Source organism: Pseudomonas sp. Z1-29 (assembly GCF_051131995.1).
Classification (GTDB): Bacteria; Pseudomonadota; Gammaproteobacteria; order Pseudomonadales; family Pseudomonadaceae; genus Aquipseudomonas.
In genome coordinates, this window is sequence record NZ_CP071645.1 from 2,356,301 (window position 1) to 2,370,817 (window position 14,517).

Consider the following 14,517-nt stretch of genomic DNA (forward strand, 5'->3'; position numbering starts at 1 on the left):
CGCGAAGGCGTCAGATCAGTTGAAATTGATTTGATTGATACAGCGGCTTCGCGAGCAGGCTCGCTCCCACAAGGGATCTCCATAACTGAGGGGAAATCAGTGTACCCATCACCCAAACGCTGGCTCCTGCGAGCCGCTTCCTTGTGGCTCTGCCTGCTGTTCTGGCAGCTCGCCGCCAACGGCCACTGGGACCTCGGCCTGGTGACCTTCGCCAACGTCCCGGCCCCGCTGGCAGTGATCGAGGCCGCGCTCGGCCTGGGCGAGTCGGGCAATCTCGTTCGGCACTTGGGCAGCAGCCTGGGCCGGGTCTTCGCCGGGTATGGCGCGGCGTTGCTGGTGGGCGTGGCGCTGGGCCTGGCCATCGGCCGTTCCCGGTGGGCCGAGGACCTGTTGCTGCCACCGCTGGAAGTGCTGCGGCCGATTCCGGCGGTGGCCTGGATTCCGCTGGCGATCCTGATGTTTCCCTCGTCGGAACTGTCGATGGTGTTCATCACCTTCACCGGTGCGCTGTTCCCGATCCTGCTCAACACCGTGCACGGCGTCGAAGGGGTGGACCGGCGCCTGGTCGCATCTGCGAAAAGCCTGGGGGCAGGGCGCCGGGCGATCCTGCTGGAGGTGATCCTGCCGGGCGCGGCGCCGAGCATCATCACCGGCCTCGCCATCGGCATGGGCACGTCCTGGTTCTGCCTGGTGACGGCGGAAATGATCGCCGGCCAGTACGGCATCGGCTACTACACCTGGGCGTCCTACACCGTGCAGAACTACCCCGACATTGTCGTCGGCATGTTGCTGATCGGCGTGCTGGGCATGGGCAGCAGTTTGTTGATCAAGCGCCTGGGCGGGCTGTTCACGCCTTGGCACCGACCCCGAGGAAAAGCCTGATGAGCGCAATACAAGCCCCTGAAGGGCGGATCGATATCCGCCAGTTATCCATTGTCCTGGGCCAGGGTGCCCAGGCCTTCGAAGCAGTGCAGGGGCTGGATTGCCAGATCGAGGCCGGCCAGTTCGTCTGCATCCTCGGGCCGTCCGGCTGCGGCAAATCGACGTTGCTCGGCGCGCTTGCCGGGCACCTGCAACCCAGTGCCGGCACGCTGAATGTCGATGCGCTGCCGGTGGCCGGCCCGTCGCCCCAGCGCGGCATGGTGTTCCAGCAGCACACCCTGTTTCCGTGGCGCAGTGTGCGCGACAACGTCGCTTTCGGCTTGAAGATGCGCGGCCAGGGCAAGCTTGAACGATACCGGGCTGCCGATGAAATCCTTGCCCTGGTGGGCCTGGAAGGTTTCGCCGGGCACTGGCCGGACCAACTGTCCGGCGGCATGCAGCAACGGGTGGAGATCGCCCGGGTGCTGGTCAACCGCCCGCGTTTGTTGCTGATGGACGAACCCTTCGGCGCGCTGGATGCATTGACCCGGTTGAACATGCAGGAGCTGCTGCTGGGCATCTGGACGCGCATCCGCACCACCGTTGTCTTCGTCACTCACGACATCGACGAGGCGTTATTCCTCGCTGATCGCTTGCTGGTGATGAGCCCGCGCCCGGGCCGGATCATCGAGGACTTGCGCCTGGATTTCCCGCGGCCACGAACCACCGACCTGGTCACCCGCCCTGAGTTTTCCCGATTGAAACGCCATTGCCTCGAGCTGCTGCGCCATGAAGATGGCCGGCAATTGCCGCGCCTCAATCCCCTCGGGCTTCCTCCTGAAACCTCCTTGCCGCGATTTGCCCTATGACTTCTCTATTCGAAAACACCGATAACGATGACATTCTTGCCCTGCAACCACGCCTGACGGACGACGACGCCGGGGTGCGCCGCATCGCCCTGATCGAACTGGCTGACCTGGAAGAACCCGAAGGCCTGCTGTGGCTTGTCGACCGTCTGGCCCGGGATCCCAGCGCCGAGGTGCGGGCCGAAGCCGCGCGCTTGCTCGAAGCCTGGGAGGACGCGCCGGTGGTCGCGGCCCTGTGCCAGGCCCTGACCGATACCGCCCCGACCGTGCAGGCCGCGGCTGCCCAGAGCCTGAGCCTGCTCAAGAGCGAGGCGGCGGGGGAGGTGATATTGCCTTGGACCACCCACGCGGATGCCAGCGTGCGCATCGCTGCGTTCCGGGCCTTGCGCGAGTTGCGCCTGGGCGCTGCCGCACCGGCTGCGATCGCGGCCCTGGTCGACGCCGATGCCGGCGTGCGTCGCGAGGCGGTTGGCGTGCTGGGCTGGCTCAAGCAGCTTGAGGCTCTGCCGGCCCTGGCCCGGCTCGCCAGCGCCGACCCGGACAGCGAAGTGCGCCGCGCGGCCACCGGCGCCCTGGGCCTGGCTGCGGATGCGCAAGTCTTGCCGGCGCTGCGCCAGGCCCTGCGCGACCCGGCCTGGACGGTGCGTGAAGAGGCCGCCACCACGCTGGGCAAAGTGGGTCACGCCGACGCCGGCCCGGCCCTGATCGATGCCCTGGATGATGATTACTGGCAAGTGCGCCTGCGCGCCACCCGCAGTCTTGGCCGCTTGCGTTATGTCCAGGCATTGCCGGCACTGATCGAAACCCTGGGCCATCGAATCAGCAATCTGCGCAAGGAAGCGGCGTTGGCGTTGGGCGAGTTGGACGATCCGGGAGCGATCCCCGCCTTGCAGGCAGCCCGGGACGATGGCGACCCTGAAGTGCGCAAGGCCGTGCGCATCGCCTTGGGCCAGTTGCAATGAGTCCGTTGACGATCGGCAATTCCCGGGACAAGGGCCAATTGCGGCTGAGTTGGCCCGATGGTCGCGAGCAACGGCTGGACCATGTCGAGCTACGCAGGCAATGTCCATGTTCCCAATGCCGGGCGTTTCGCCTGCAAGGGTTGACGGTTCAGGTCGATGCCCGGGTGCGTGTGGTTGAGGTCAATGCCCAGGGGTATGGGGTTCAGCTGGTGTTCAGTGATGGGCATCAGCGGGGGATTTTTCCCTGGGCTTATCTGGCGGGTTTTTAGTTGAATCCAACTGTTCACAGATTTTTTGTGGGAGCGAGCCTGCTCGCGAAGACGGTCTGATTGGGTACATATTCCATCTTTTGGTAACGGCCGCTTATGGTTCCGCTCTTACAGCGGGTCACTTTTGTAAAGCGCCAAAAGTAACCAAAAGCGCTTCGCCCCACCACTCGGCACCTCGCCTGGGCTCGGTGTGCCCTCACTCCGGCATTGCTCCGTGGGCCCGCCGCGAAGGGCCATCCTTGGCCCAGCGCGGCTATCCCGGCATCCATGCCGGGATGCCCACTGCGCAATGCCTGCGTTCGGCCAGCGTGGTTAACGGGGCGCCCCAGATCAAGATCAAGATCAAGATCAAGATCAAAAGCGAGGCGGCATCTCTTCAGCTATACCCCGATCTAACTGTGGGAGCGAGCCTGCTCGCGAAGGCGGTGGGACTGCTCGCATGGATGTTGAATGTGTTGAAGCCCTCACAACAAATCCTCCTTGAGGGAATGTTGTTCATTCAAAGACGACGATGAACCCCGTGGCGAGGGAGCTTGCTCCCGCTGGGCTGCGCAGCAGCCCCAAAACCATTCAGCAGGATTCATCCGGACACCAGCAGGTTTTTTACGACTGCTGCGCAGCCGAGCGGGAGCAAGCTCCCTCGCCACGGGTTTATCCTTTTCTTGGGGAAAACAACAAATTCGCCATCCATGCAAGCTGAGCCACCGCTTTCGCGAGCAGGCTCGCTCCCACAGAGGAAATGCAAAACCCACCAAACCAGGTCGGCTCGAAGGCCGCCTCGCGGTGGACGTTGATTTCGGCGCCCCGTTAACCACGCTGGCCGAACGCAGGCATTGCGCAGTGGGCACCTCGGCATGGATGGCGAGGTAGCCGCGCTGGGCCAGGGACGGCCCTTCGCGGCGGCCCACGGAGCAATGCCGGAGTGAGGGCACACCGAGCCCAGGCGAGGTGCCGAGTGGTGGGGCAAAAGCGTTTTGGTTACTTTTACGCTTCATAAAAGTGACCCGCCGTAAGGGCGGAACCCTAAGCAGCCGTTACCAAAAAAATGGATATACACCCCAACAAGGCCACCGCATGATCTGACTGGCGGCGCTTGTCAGGCAAAACCGACAGGAGTACAAATGTACTCCATGACGACTCTCACTCCCCGCCGTACCGCCATCCTGACCTTCATCCGCGAACGCATCGCCGAGCAGGGCCAGCCTCCCAGCCTCGCTGAAATCAGCGAGGCGTTCGGTTTTGCCTCCCGCAGCGTGGCGCGCAAGCATGTGCTGGCGCTGACCGAAGCCGGTTTCATCGAAGTCAATCCGCACCAGGCCCGAGGCATCCGGCTGTTGAACCAGCCGCCGCGCCCCGAGCTGCTGGACGTGCCGGTGTTGGGTCGGGTGGCCGCCGGCCTGCCGATTGGCGCCGATGCCGAGGTCCACAGCCGCTTGTTGCTGGACCCGGCGATTTTCACCAAGGCGCCGGATTACCTGTTGCGGGTCCAGGGCGATTCGATGATCGAGGACGGTATCCTCGATGGCGATCTGGTCGGTGTACAACGTACGCCCCAGGCCGCCAACGGGCAGATCGTCGTGGCACGCCTGGACGGTGAAGTGACCATCAAGCGCTTCGAGCGAGTCGGCGAGCGCGTGCGCCTGTTGCCACGCAACCCGGCCTACCAGCCGATCATCGTCGAAGCCGACCAGGACCTGGCGATCGAAGGCGTGTTCTGTGGCCTGGTGAGACAAGGCTGATGGGCGCCGTCGTTGCGCTGGACACGCTGTTCAATGGCGGCCAGGTCTGGAGGGGCCGGCCTGCGCCGCCGGCCGCCAGCCCGCAGCCCACCGGTCATGCTGCATTGGACGCGGCATTGCCCAGTGGTGGCTGGCCGGACGCGGCGTTGACGGAAATCCTCATCGGCGCGCCGGGCGTGGGCGAGTTGCAACTGGTGTGGCCGACCCTGGCGCGGCTGTCGGCGGCGGGGGAGCGCATCGTGCTGGTGGCGCCGCCGTTCGTGCCCTATCCCCAGGCCTGGCGAAATGCCGGGGTGGACCTGCGCCAGTTGTCGATCATCCAGGCCGACCCACGAGATGCCTTGTGGGCCACTGAGCAATGCCTGCGTTCGGGCAGTTGCGGCGCGGTGCTGTGCTGGCCCCGCCAAGCGGATGATCGGGCCTTGCGCCGCCTGCAGGTCGCGGCGGAAACCGGCCAGACCCTGGCGTTCGCCTGGCGCTCGATCCAGGAAGCGATCAACCCATCCCCGGCGGCCTTGCGCATCGCCATCGATGCTCGCCCCGCACAATTGCGGGTGCTCAAGTCCCGGGGTGGCCTGGCCCGTTCGGCGCCGATTGCGTTCACCACGCACACGGGGCATTGAGGTTGCAATGCGCTGGGTCTGTATCCTCTTCCCGCAATTGGCGCTGGACGCCGCGCTGCGCCAGCGCCCCGATCCCGACGAGCCCCTGGCGCTGTTGACCGGTCCGGCCCAGCGCCGGGTGTTGCAAGCGGTCAATGAGCCGGCGCGCGCCCTGGGCTTGCGGCCCGGCCAGACCATGACCGCCGCCCAGGCCCTGAACAAAGGGTTCGCCACGGCCGAATACGACGCGGCGCAGATCGAGCACTGGCAACAATTCCTGGCGGCCTGGGCCTACCGCTTCAGTTCCCAGGTCAGCGTGCATTACCCGCGCACTGTGCTGTTCGAGATCGAATCGAGCCTGGGGCTGTTCGGGCCCTGGCCGGTGTTCGAGGCTCGGTTGCGGGCCGAGCTGACTGAACTGGGTTTCCGTCATCGCATCGTCGCCGCCCCCAACCCCGTGGCGGCGCGGATGTTGGCCAATGCCCATGACGCCCTGGTGGTGCCCGATGGCGAAACCTTGCAAGCGTACCTGGCGCAAATGCCGGTGGACCGCATCGGCCTGGCCGCCGACGTCGCTACGGCACTGTCGCGCATGGGCCTGCGCCGCCTGGATCAGATCCGGGCCTTGCCTCGGCACACCCTGGCGCGGCGCTTCGAGGCCGATGTGCTCAAGCACCTCGACGCGCTGACGGGCAGTCGTACCCTGGCACTGTCGTTCTACCTGCCCCCGGACCGTTTTGATGTGCGCATCGAACTCAATTACGACGTGCAGTCCCATCAGGCACTGCTGTTTCCGCTGCGCCGGTTGACCGGTGACCTGTCGGCTTTCCTGTGTGGGCGCGATAGCGGTGTGCAGCGTTTCGACTTGCATCTGGAACACGCCGGTCTGCCGGACACGATGATCAAGGTCGGCCTGCTCAGCGCCGAGCGAGAGCCTTCGATGCTGTTCGAACTGGCCCGTGGTCGTCTTGAACAGGTACAGGTCGAGGCGCCAGTGCGCGGATTTCGCTTGTGTGCCGACAACCTGCCGAGCTTCGTGCCCCAGCGCCTGGAGTTGTTCGACGAACGTCCTCAACAGTCCTTGCCCTGGGAACAACTGCGCGAACGGCTGCGGGCGCGCCTGGGGGATGACGCCGTGCTGGGGCTGGGATTCGGTGACGATCATCGACCCGAGTGCGCCTGGCAGATGACTCCCCAGCCGCGACAACAGGCATGCCCGCTGCGCGAGGAAGTCCAGCGTCCCGGCTGGCTGCTCGGCGAGCCCCAGGCGTTACCCGATGGCCAGGCGCGCATCCTCATGGGGCCGGAGCGCATCGAGTCCGGCTGGTGGGACGGAGCCGACGTGCGTCGCGATTATTACCTGATCGAAACCCGCGCCGGGCAACGCGGCTGGGCCTACCGACCGGTGGGCGAGGGCGGGCCGTTGTGGCTGCAGGGTTGGTTCGCATGAGCATCGAATACGCCGAGCTGCATTGCCTGTCGAACTTCAGTTTCCAGCGCGGCGCCTCCAGCGCCCTGGAATTGTGTCGCCGCGCCAAGGAGCAGGGTTATGCGGCCCTGGCGATTACCGATGAATGCACCCTGGCCGGGATCGTCCGGGCCTGGCAGGCGGCCAGGGAGCTTGGACTGCAACTGATTGTCGGCAGCGAAATCCAGGTCGAGGACGGCCCGAAACTGGTGCTGCTGGTGGAGAACCTCGAGGGCTACCAGACCTTGTGCCGGCTGATCACCCGCGCCCGGCGGCGTAGCGAGAAAGGCTGTTATCGCATCGTTCGGGAAGACTTCGACGAACCTCTGCCGGGTTTGCTGGCGCTGTGGATCCCCGAAGGCAAGGCGCCCGAGGAGCAGGGGCGCTGGCTCCAACAGGTTTTCAACAGGCGATTATGGCTGGCCGTGCAGTTGCATTGCGGCCAAGACGATCGCCAGCGGCTGGCGGACTTGCTCGCGTTGGCCGGACACCTGGGCCTTCCCGCCGTCGCCACGGGAGATGTGCACATGCATGTGCGTGGTCGGCGTGCCTTGCAAGACACCATGACCGCCATCCGTCACCACGTCACCGTGGCCGAGGCCGGCCAGCGCCTGCACCCCAACGGCGAACGCCATCTGCGCAGCTTGCAGGCCCTGGCCGATCTCTACCCGCATGCCTTGCTCGATGAAACCCTGGAAATCGCCCGGCGTTGTACGTTCGACCTCGGCCAGTTGCGCTACGAATACCCCCGCGAGCTGGTGCCCGAGGGTCACGATCCGGCGTCCTGGCTGCGGGAATTGACCGAGCGCGGCCTGCGCGAGCGCTGGGTGAACGGCGTGACAGACAAGGTGCGCCTGCAGATCGACAAGGAATTGAAGCTGATCGCCGAACTGGGCTACGACAGCTACTTCCTCACCGTGCAGGACATCGTCAGTTTCGCCCGCAGCCGCCACATTCTCTGCCAGGGTCGAGGCTCAGCGGCCAACTCGGCGGTGTGCTACGCCCTGGGCATCACCGAAATCGATCCGAGCCGGACGGACATGTTGTTCGAACGCTTCCTGTCCCGCGAGCGCAATGAGCCGCCGGACATCGATGTCGATTTCGAACACGAGCGCCGCGAAGAAGTCTTGCAGTATGTGTTCCAGCGTTACGGCCGGCATCGCGCGGCGTTGACGGCGGTGGTCAGCAGTTACCACGGCGCCGGGGCGGTGCGCGATGTGGCCAAGGCCTTGGGCCTGCCGCCGGATCAGGTCAATGCGCTGGCCGATTGCTGCGGGCGCTGGAGCGATGAAGCGCCGCCCCTGGACCGCTTGCGCGAAGGTGGTTTCGACCCGGACAGCCCGGTGTTGCGCCGGGTGCTGGGCCTGACCCGGCAACTGATCGGCTTCCCCCGGCACCTGTCCCAACACCCAGGCGGTTTCGTGATTTCCCAGCAACCGCTGGACACTCTGGTGCCGGTGGAAAACGCCGCGATGGCTGAGCGCACCATTATCCAGTGGGACAAGGACGACCTCGATGCGGTCGGTTTGCTCAAGGTGGACATCCTCGCCCTGGGCATGCTCAGCGCGATCCGCCGCTGTTTCGACCTGATCGCGCATTACCGGGGTGTGCGGCATACATTGGCGTCGTTGCCCAAGGACGATCGAGCGACGTTCGAGATGATCAGCCGCGCCGACACCATCGGCGTGTTCCAGATCGAATCCCGGGCGCAGATGGCGATGTTGCCCCGGCTCAAGCCCAAGGAGTATTACGACCTGGTGATCGAGGTGGCGATCGTACGGCCGGGACCGATCCAGGGCGGCATGGTGCATCCGTATCTACGGCGACGAAATGGCGAAGAGCCCGTCACTTATCCTTCGGAAAAACTGAAAAAAGTACTGGGTCGCACCTTGGGCATTCCGTTGTTCCAGGAACAGGTAATGCAGATCGCCATTGTCGCGGCGGACTACACGCCCGGCGAGGCGGACCAGTTGCGTCGCTCGATGGCCGCGTGGAAACGCCACGGCGGCCTTGAGCCGCATCGCGAGCGCCTGGCGGAAGGTATGAAGAACAACGGCTACACGCCCGAGTTCGCCGCGCAGATCTTCGAGCAGATCAAGGGCTTCGGCAACTATGGCTTTCCGGAATCCCATGCCGCCAGTTTCGCCTTGCTGACCTACGCCAGCAGTTGGCTCAAATGCCACGAACCGGCGGCGTTCGCCTGCGCCCTGATCAACAGTTGGCCCATGGGTTTCTATAGCCCGGACCAGATCCTCCAGGATGCACGTCGGCATCACTTGCAGATCCGTGCGACGGACGTGCGCGCCAGCGACTGGGAATCCAGCCTCGAACCCCTGGAGGGTCGGCAGCCGGCGATCCGCATGGGCTTGCGCCTGATCAAGGGCTTTCGTGAAGACGATGCCCGCCGTATCGAGACGGCTCGCAGGCAGCGGCCTTTCAGCGATGTGGCGGACCTTGCCGAACGGGCTCGACTCGATGCCCGGGCCATGGAGCAACTGGCCGACGCCGGCGCGTTACGCGGTATGGCCGGCGATCGTCACCGTGCCCGCTGGGAAATTGCCGGGGTGCAAAAACAACTGGGCCTGTTCGCAGGTTTGCCCAGCGAGGAGGAACCGCCCGTGGTCTTGCCGACGCCCACGGTGGGGGAGAACCTGTTCGCCGACTACGCCACGTTGGGCACCACGCTGGGGCCGCATCCGCTGGCCTTGTTGCGTCCCGAATTGCGCGCCCGGCGCTGCCGCAGTTCGCGGGAATTGCAAGCGGTGGAACACGGTCGCAACGTCAGCGTCGCCGGGCTGGTCACCGGCCGCCAGCGCCCGGGCACGGCCAGTGGCGTGACCTTCGTCACCCTGGAAGATGAATTCGGCAACCTCAACGTGGTGGTCTGGCGCGACCTGGCCGAGCGTCAACGCAAGGTTCTGGTGGGTTCGCAATTGCTTCGGGTGGACGGGCGCTGGGAGAGTGTCGGCGAGGTTCGGCACCTGATCGCCGGGCGCCTGAGCGACCTGACTGGATTGCTGGCGGGCATCAATGTGCGCAGCCGCGATTTCCGCTGAACACCCACACCCTTAGTGTTCACCCTGTCCCCCGGACCAGACAGGACCGGCGCAGAGGCTTCTGCATGAACCAATTGCCAACCCCGCGCTCGAAGCACTAGCACAAGGGACTTGTGGTATGCCGCTTCCCTGCTGGTAGTTTGAGGTGAGAGTCGTTCCATGAAGTTCTTATCCCAGAGTAACGGGTGTCCCGGTTGGGACGGTGAGATGGCCCGACGTATCCGGGCCTACGATTGGAGTCGCACCGATCTGGGCGCAATCGAGCACTGGTCCGCCAGCCTGCGCAGCGCTGTCCAGTTGATGCTGGCTTCGCCCTTGCCGATGGTCATGTTGTGGGGCCGCCAGGGCTTCATGATTTATAACGATGCCTATGCCGAGTTTGCCGGCGGCCGTCACCCGTACCTGTTGGGGCGCGCGGTGGAGCTGGGTTGGCCGGAAGTCGCTGAATTCAATCGCCATGTACTCGACGTGTGCCTGGCGGGCGGCACCTTGTCCTACCGCAGCAAGGAACTGGTATTGCTGCGCGACGGCAAGCCCGAAGACGTCTGGATGGACCTCTATTACAGCCCGGTGCCCGACGATGATCATTCGCCGGCTGGCGTTCTGGCGATCGTCGTGGAAACCACCGAACTGGTGCTCAGCGAGCGGGCCCGACAAGAGGCGGAACGCAGCTACCGTGCGGTCAACGAGCGTATTCAGTTGGCGCTTTCGGCCGGGCCGTTGCTGGGCTCGTTTGTCTGGGATATCCCGGCCGACACACTGTCCGGCGACGAGCGTTTCGCCCGTACGTTCGGCTATCCGCCCGAATGTTCGTTGGATGCACTGCCCATCGAGATCGCTCGCCAGCGCATCCATCCGGATGATCTTGCCGACGTGGAGCAACGTGTCGACCTGACGGTGCGCACGGGCGCGCCCTACAGCGCTGAATACCGTGTGCGCCGTGGCGAGGACGAATACCTCTGGGTGCTGGCCAGCGGCCGCTGCGAGTTCGATGCGTTGGGCAAGCCCCTGCGTTTTCCCGGTGTGCTGATCGACATCAATGAGCGCAAGACTGCCGAAGCGTCGTTGCTCAAGTTCACCCGCGATCTGGAACAACGGGTCGCCGATGAAGTACAGGCGCGGCTGGCGGCTGAAGAACAGTTGCGCCAATCGCAGAAGCTCGAGGCCATCGGCGGGCTTACGGGGGGCGTGGCCCACGACTTCAACAATCTGCTCCAGGTGATCGGTGGAAACCTGCATTTGCTGGCTCGCCACGAACCCGACAATCCCAACGTGCAACGGCGGGTCGGGGCGTCCATTGAAGCCGTGGAGCGAGGCGCCAAGCTGTCATCGCAACTATTGGCTTTTGCCCGGCGCCAGCCCTTGTCCCCGGCCGTCTACAACCCCCGGCGCATCTACGATGGCCTGGGCGAGTTGTTGCAACGGGCACTGGGGGAAACCATCCGGATCGACGTGGCGTTGCCGGATGAGCCTTGGTGCATCCATGTCGACCGCAACCAATTGGAAAACGCCCTGTTGAACCTGGCGATCAACGCCCGCGATGCCATGGGCGGCGAAGGGACCATCTGCCTGATCGGCGAGAACATCGCACTGGATGAGTCATCATGCGCCGGTAAAGGTGTTGCGGCTGGCGATTACGTACGGCTGTCGGTGACCGATTGTGGCGCGGGCATGGCGCCTGAAGTCCTCAAACAGGTTTTCGAGCCGTTCTTTACCACCAAGACCGACGGCCACGGTACCGGACTCGGCTTGAGCATGGTGTTCGGGTTCGTCAAGCAGAGCGGCGGCCATATCGAGATTTCCAGTCATCCGGGAGAAGGCACCCAGGTGCACATGTACTTCCCGCGCAGCCATAGGCCCGAGTCGGAGGAGCAGACGCACCACCGCACGAATCAGTCGGGCTTGCAGGAAACTGTCCTGGTGGTCGAGGACAACGATGACGTGCGCGGAGCCTCGGTGGAATTGCTCGAGCTGTCGGGTTATCGGACCCTGACCGCGGCGAATGGCGACGAAGCCATGAAACTGTTGCTGGAAGGCATCTCGGTCGACCTGATCTTCACCGATGTGGTCATGCCCGGGCTGATCAAGAGCTCCGACCTGGCCGCCTGGGCCAAGGTCCAGTCCCCGCCGGTGCCGGTGTTGTTCACGTCGGGGCACACCCGCGACATCATCTCGCGCAATCATCAGTTGAGCCCGGACACCCATCTGCTGAGCAAACCCTATAGCCCGGATGCGCTGACCCGGATGGTCAGGTCGGTACTGGGCGGCTGAGCATGCTGCAAAAGAATGGAACCCAGCCGTCTTGCCACCTTCGAATAACCAAGGCCGTCGATTGAACCGGCCCTGTCATGAACGAGGTGTCCAATGAGCGATCCTGCAAATACCCAGCAACAAGGCCAGACGCAGACCCAGTCTTCGCGTAACGATCCGGCCGTCGATCCCCAAGCGCCGGGCAACCCGCCCGCCGGTCCGGCTGGAACGCACCAGGCTCACAGCGCTGCCAGCGAGGTCGATCAGAAACAACATCACCAGGACAACGACAACACCTACAGCCCTGGCTTCAAGCCAGAGCCGGATCGACCTGGCCCCGGCGACAAGACCGACGCCGACATCGATACCGCCGACAGCTAGCCAACAAAAAGCCCGACTCGAGAGTCGGGCTTTTTCATGCATTGCTTTGAGTTATTTACTAGGATGCGCGGCCTGGAGCTTCTTGGCCATTTCCAAGTGGTGCTGCAGGTCGGGCAGCATTTTCTGGGCAAACGCCTTGAGTTCGGTATTGCCGGGCTTCTTGTCGTCGGTGACGGTCTCGGCTTCCTTCTTGAACAGAGCGATGGTTTCTTCATGGGCCATCACCTGGTTGTTGGCGAAGGCTGGATCGAAGGACTCGTCACGCACATCGAGAATCTTGGCCTTGGCCTTTTTCATCAGCGTGGTGTCATCCGGTACTTCGATGTCGTGTTTTTGCGCCAGCGCCTTCAGCTCTTCGTTGGCTTTGGTGTGGTCGGTGATCATCTTGTTGGCGAACTCCTTGATGTCCGCCGATTGGCTTTTTTGCAGCGCCAGCTTGCTGGTTTCGATTTCCGCTATGCCATTGGCCGCCGCGTTATCGACAAAGTCGTTGGACGTCGCGGCCCATGCCATGCCCATGCTGGTACTCAAGGCAACTGCCAGGCCGAGTTGACGCAGGGTAAATCTGTCCATAGGTAAGTCTCCACACAGGTTGTACAAGTGTTCTTGTGGTCACTGTTCAATGGAGAGCGGGAAGGGGCCGAAGGTTTGATCGGAGCGCGGCGCGGCACGACGAACGGTCACCGCTGGTCGGATTGGCGGTCGACAGAAGCCGACCGGCAAGGCCATGCTGGTGACAGGCAGTGCCATGAAAAGCACTCGCCACCGAACCAACCAAAGGAGGTGCTCCATGCCGGTGTCCCATGATCTTTGCCAGGATCTTGATTGCACAAAAGACCACATCCAGCAGAAGCGTAGCGAGGATCCGACGCTCGACGAATTGCTCAAGAAATATGCGCGAATCGACGCCGAGGTCGTGAATGCCGAGAAGCCGCCCGTCACGCTGTCCGATCCTGCTTTGGAGACACTCAAGAAAGAACGCTTGCAGACCAAGGACAAGATCGCCGCGCGGATATAGAAGGCGCATAGCGATCAGCTAGGAACCGTTATGGCGAGGGGATTTATCCCCGTTGGGTCGCGAAGCGGCCCCATTTGAAGGTTGCGAGGGACTGCTGCGCAGCCCAACGGGGATAAATCCCCTCGCCACAGATAACCGGGCATCAGCCCAGCGGATCCCAACGCTGGGACCAGTCGCTGCCAGCCTTGACGATCCCCCGCAGCACCTCGAACGCCTGCTGCAATGCCGCCGAATCGCGGTCCCTGGAATACACCAGGTAGGTCGGGTAGTTGAACTCCGGCGCCTTGGGCACCCGCTCCAGAATGCCGCTGTCCAGGTAGCTCTGCACGACCCGGGTGCGGAAGTAGCCGCTACCGCCGTTTTCCAGAATATATTGCAACGCCAGTGGACCGAGATTGAAGGTCACGGCGGCCTTGGCCTTGTCCGGAAGCGCCGTGTCGTGCTGGCGTCGGAAGTCCGCGCTCCAGTCGATGTACACGTAGGGCTCGGGGCGAGCGACCAGGCGCACCAGGATGAGTTTTTCCTCCAGCAACTGCTCCACCTGCAATCGCGGCCAGTACTCAGGCTGATAGACCACCGCCGCATCCAGCAGACCCAGCTCCAGTTGCTGCAAGAGTTTTTCACCGTCGCGGATGTCCATGCGCAGGGCATGGCCGGGGATTTTCTGGCGCAGCTCCCCCGCCCAGGCAAGCATAAGGGGATTGCACAAACTGACCTCGCCACCGAGATGCAAGACATTGCGATAACCCTCGGGCAGCGGCAGGTCCCGGCGGGCGGCCTCCCACGTCTGTACGAGCTGGTTGGCGTAGACCACGAAGGCTTCGCCATCGGCGGTCAGTCGCGCGCCGGCACGGTTACGCACGAACAGCGCGCAGCCGAGCTGGCTTTCGAGCTTTTGGACCCGGGCGGTTATTGCCGTCTGGGTGACGTGCAGTTTTTGCGCCGCAGCGGCGAGGCTGCCGTGGCGGACGATTTCCAGGAAGGTACGGGCGAGGTCGATGTCCATGGTCGGGCCGAAGCGGGTGGAGCGGGCATTGTAAGAGCT

General features: G+C 63.9%; 14 protein-coding genes. 12 read left to right on the plus strand and 2 right to left on the minus strand.

The annotated features are described in order from the left end of the window. Positions 1-99: 99 nt before the first annotated feature. From J3P84_RS10945 to J3P84_RS10995, 11 genes are all read left to right on the plus strand, one after another. Positions 100-882 carry an ABC transporter permease gene (locus J3P84_RS10945; protein WP_434630118.1) on the plus strand — a complete coding sequence of 261 codons (783 nt, stop codon included), beginning with the start codon at positions 100-102 and terminating at the stop codon, positions 880-882. Further along, entirely contained in the window at positions 882-1,730 is an 849-nt protein-coding gene (locus tag J3P84_RS10950) for an ABC transporter ATP-binding protein (RefSeq protein ID WP_434630120.1), read from the plus strand. Before J3P84_RS10945 ends, J3P84_RS10950 begins: the two co-directional genes overlap by 1 nt. After that, positions 1,727-2,689, plus strand: coding sequence for a HEAT repeat domain-containing protein (locus tag J3P84_RS10955; protein ID WP_434630122.1), 963 nt, complete (start codon positions 1,727-1,729; stop codon positions 2,687-2,689). The genes J3P84_RS10950 and J3P84_RS10955 overlap by 4 nt, the downstream gene beginning before the upstream one ends. Then, positions 2,686-2,958: a DUF971 domain-containing protein gene (locus J3P84_RS10960; protein WP_434630124.1), complete on the plus strand. Its 273-nt coding sequence runs from the start codon at positions 2,686-2,688 to the stop codon at positions 2,956-2,958. Before J3P84_RS10955 ends, J3P84_RS10960 begins: the two co-directional genes overlap by 4 nt. Positions 2,959-3,197: 239 nt before the next feature. Then, entirely contained in the window at positions 3,198-3,473 is a 276-nt protein-coding gene (locus J3P84_RS10965; protein ID WP_434631588.1) for a hypothetical protein, read from the plus strand. A gap of 606 nt (positions 3,474-4,079) precedes the next feature. Further along, positions 4,080-4,697: a transcriptional repressor LexA gene (lexA, locus tag J3P84_RS10970; protein WP_305500270.1), complete on the plus strand. Its 618-nt coding sequence runs from the start codon at positions 4,080-4,082 to the stop codon at positions 4,695-4,697. Continuing rightward, positions 4,697-5,320: a translesion DNA synthesis-associated protein ImuA gene (gene imuA / locus J3P84_RS10975; RefSeq protein ID WP_434573376.1), complete on the plus strand. Its 624-nt coding sequence runs from the start codon at positions 4,697-4,699 to the stop codon at positions 5,318-5,320. Before lexA ends, imuA begins: the two co-directional genes overlap by 1 nt. 7 nt (positions 5,321-5,327) lie before the next feature. Then, positions 5,328-6,749, plus strand: coding sequence for a Y-family DNA polymerase (locus J3P84_RS10980; protein WP_434630126.1), 1,422 nt, complete (start codon positions 5,328-5,330; stop codon positions 6,747-6,749). Further along, complete coding sequence (locus tag J3P84_RS10985; RefSeq protein WP_434630128.1) at positions 6,746-9,823, plus strand: error-prone DNA polymerase; 3,078 nt, start codon at positions 6,746-6,748, stop codon at positions 9,821-9,823. Before J3P84_RS10980 ends, J3P84_RS10985 begins: the two co-directional genes overlap by 4 nt. A 159-nt stretch (positions 9,824-9,982) precedes the next feature. Then, complete coding sequence (locus tag J3P84_RS10990) at positions 9,983-12,094, plus strand: ATP-binding protein (RefSeq protein ID WP_434630130.1); 2,112 nt, start codon at positions 9,983-9,985, stop codon at positions 12,092-12,094. Between the two features lie 93 nt (positions 12,095-12,187). After that, positions 12,188-12,454 (plus strand): hypothetical protein, encoded by a 267-nt coding sequence (locus tag J3P84_RS10995; protein WP_434573395.1) that lies wholly within the window; start codon positions 12,188-12,190, stop codon positions 12,452-12,454. Positions 12,455-12,505: 51 nt separating this feature from the next. On the opposite strand, the gene J3P84_RS11000 is transcribed toward J3P84_RS10995, so the two are convergent. Continuing rightward, a complete protein-coding gene (locus tag J3P84_RS11000) occupies positions 12,506-13,027 on the minus strand; it encodes a DUF4142 domain-containing protein (protein WP_434573397.1) in 522 nt (173 codons plus the stop codon). A gap of 217 nt (positions 13,028-13,244) precedes the next feature. Between J3P84_RS11000 and J3P84_RS11005 the strand changes: the two genes are divergently transcribed. Then, entirely contained in the window at positions 13,245-13,472 is a 228-nt protein-coding gene (locus J3P84_RS11005) for a YdcH family protein (protein WP_305500279.1), read from the plus strand. A gap of 142 nt (positions 13,473-13,614) precedes the next feature. On the opposite strand, the gene J3P84_RS11010 is transcribed toward J3P84_RS11005, so the two are convergent. After that, positions 13,615-14,478, minus strand: a complete 864-nt coding sequence (locus J3P84_RS11010; protein ID WP_434631267.1) for a LysR family transcriptional regulator — start codon at positions 14,476-14,478, stop codon at positions 13,615-13,617. Between the last annotated feature and the right edge of the window lie 39 nt (positions 14,479-14,517).

What these genes read in the sequence shown, in the direction of transcription:
- J3P84_RS10950 (WP_434630120.1), top strand. Translation starts at nt 882, where the DNA reads ATGAGCGCAATACAAGCCCCTGAAGGGCGGATCGATATCCGCCAGTTA.
- J3P84_RS10955 (WP_434630122.1), top strand. Translation starts at nt 1,727, where the DNA reads ATGACTTCTCTATTCGAAAACACCGATAACGATGACATTCTTGCCCTG.
- J3P84_RS10960 (WP_434630124.1), top strand. Translation starts at nt 2,686, where the DNA reads ATGAGTCCGTTGACGATCGGCAATTCCCGGGACAAGGGCCAATTGCGG.
- lexA (WP_305500270.1), top strand. Translation starts at nt 4,080, where the DNA reads ATGTACTCCATGACGACTCTCACTCCCCGCCGTACCGCCATCCTGACC.
- imuA (WP_434573376.1), top strand. Translation starts at nt 4,697, where the DNA reads ATGGGCGCCGTCGTTGCGCTGGACACGCTGTTCAATGGCGGCCAGGTC.
- J3P84_RS10980 (WP_434630126.1), top strand. Translation starts at nt 5,328, where the DNA reads ATGCGCTGGGTCTGTATCCTCTTCCCGCAATTGGCGCTGGACGCCGCG.
- J3P84_RS10985 (WP_434630128.1), top strand. Translation starts at nt 6,746, where the DNA reads ATGAGCATCGAATACGCCGAGCTGCATTGCCTGTCGAACTTCAGTTTC.
- J3P84_RS10990 (WP_434630130.1), top strand. Translation starts at nt 9,983, where the DNA reads ATGAAGTTCTTATCCCAGAGTAACGGGTGTCCCGGTTGGGACGGTGAG.
- J3P84_RS10995 (WP_434573395.1), top strand. Translation starts at nt 12,188, where the DNA reads ATGAGCGATCCTGCAAATACCCAGCAACAAGGCCAGACGCAGACCCAG.
- J3P84_RS11000 (WP_434573397.1), bottom strand. Translation starts at nt 13,027, where the DNA reads ATGGACAGATTTACCCTGCGTCAACTCGGCCTGGCAGTTGCCTTGAGT.
- J3P84_RS11005 (WP_305500279.1), top strand. Translation starts at nt 13,245, where the DNA reads ATGCCGGTGTCCCATGATCTTTGCCAGGATCTTGATTGCACAAAAGAC.
- J3P84_RS11010 (WP_434631267.1), bottom strand. Translation starts at nt 14,478, where the DNA reads ATGGACATCGACCTCGCCCGTACCTTCCTGGAAATCGTCCGCCACGGC.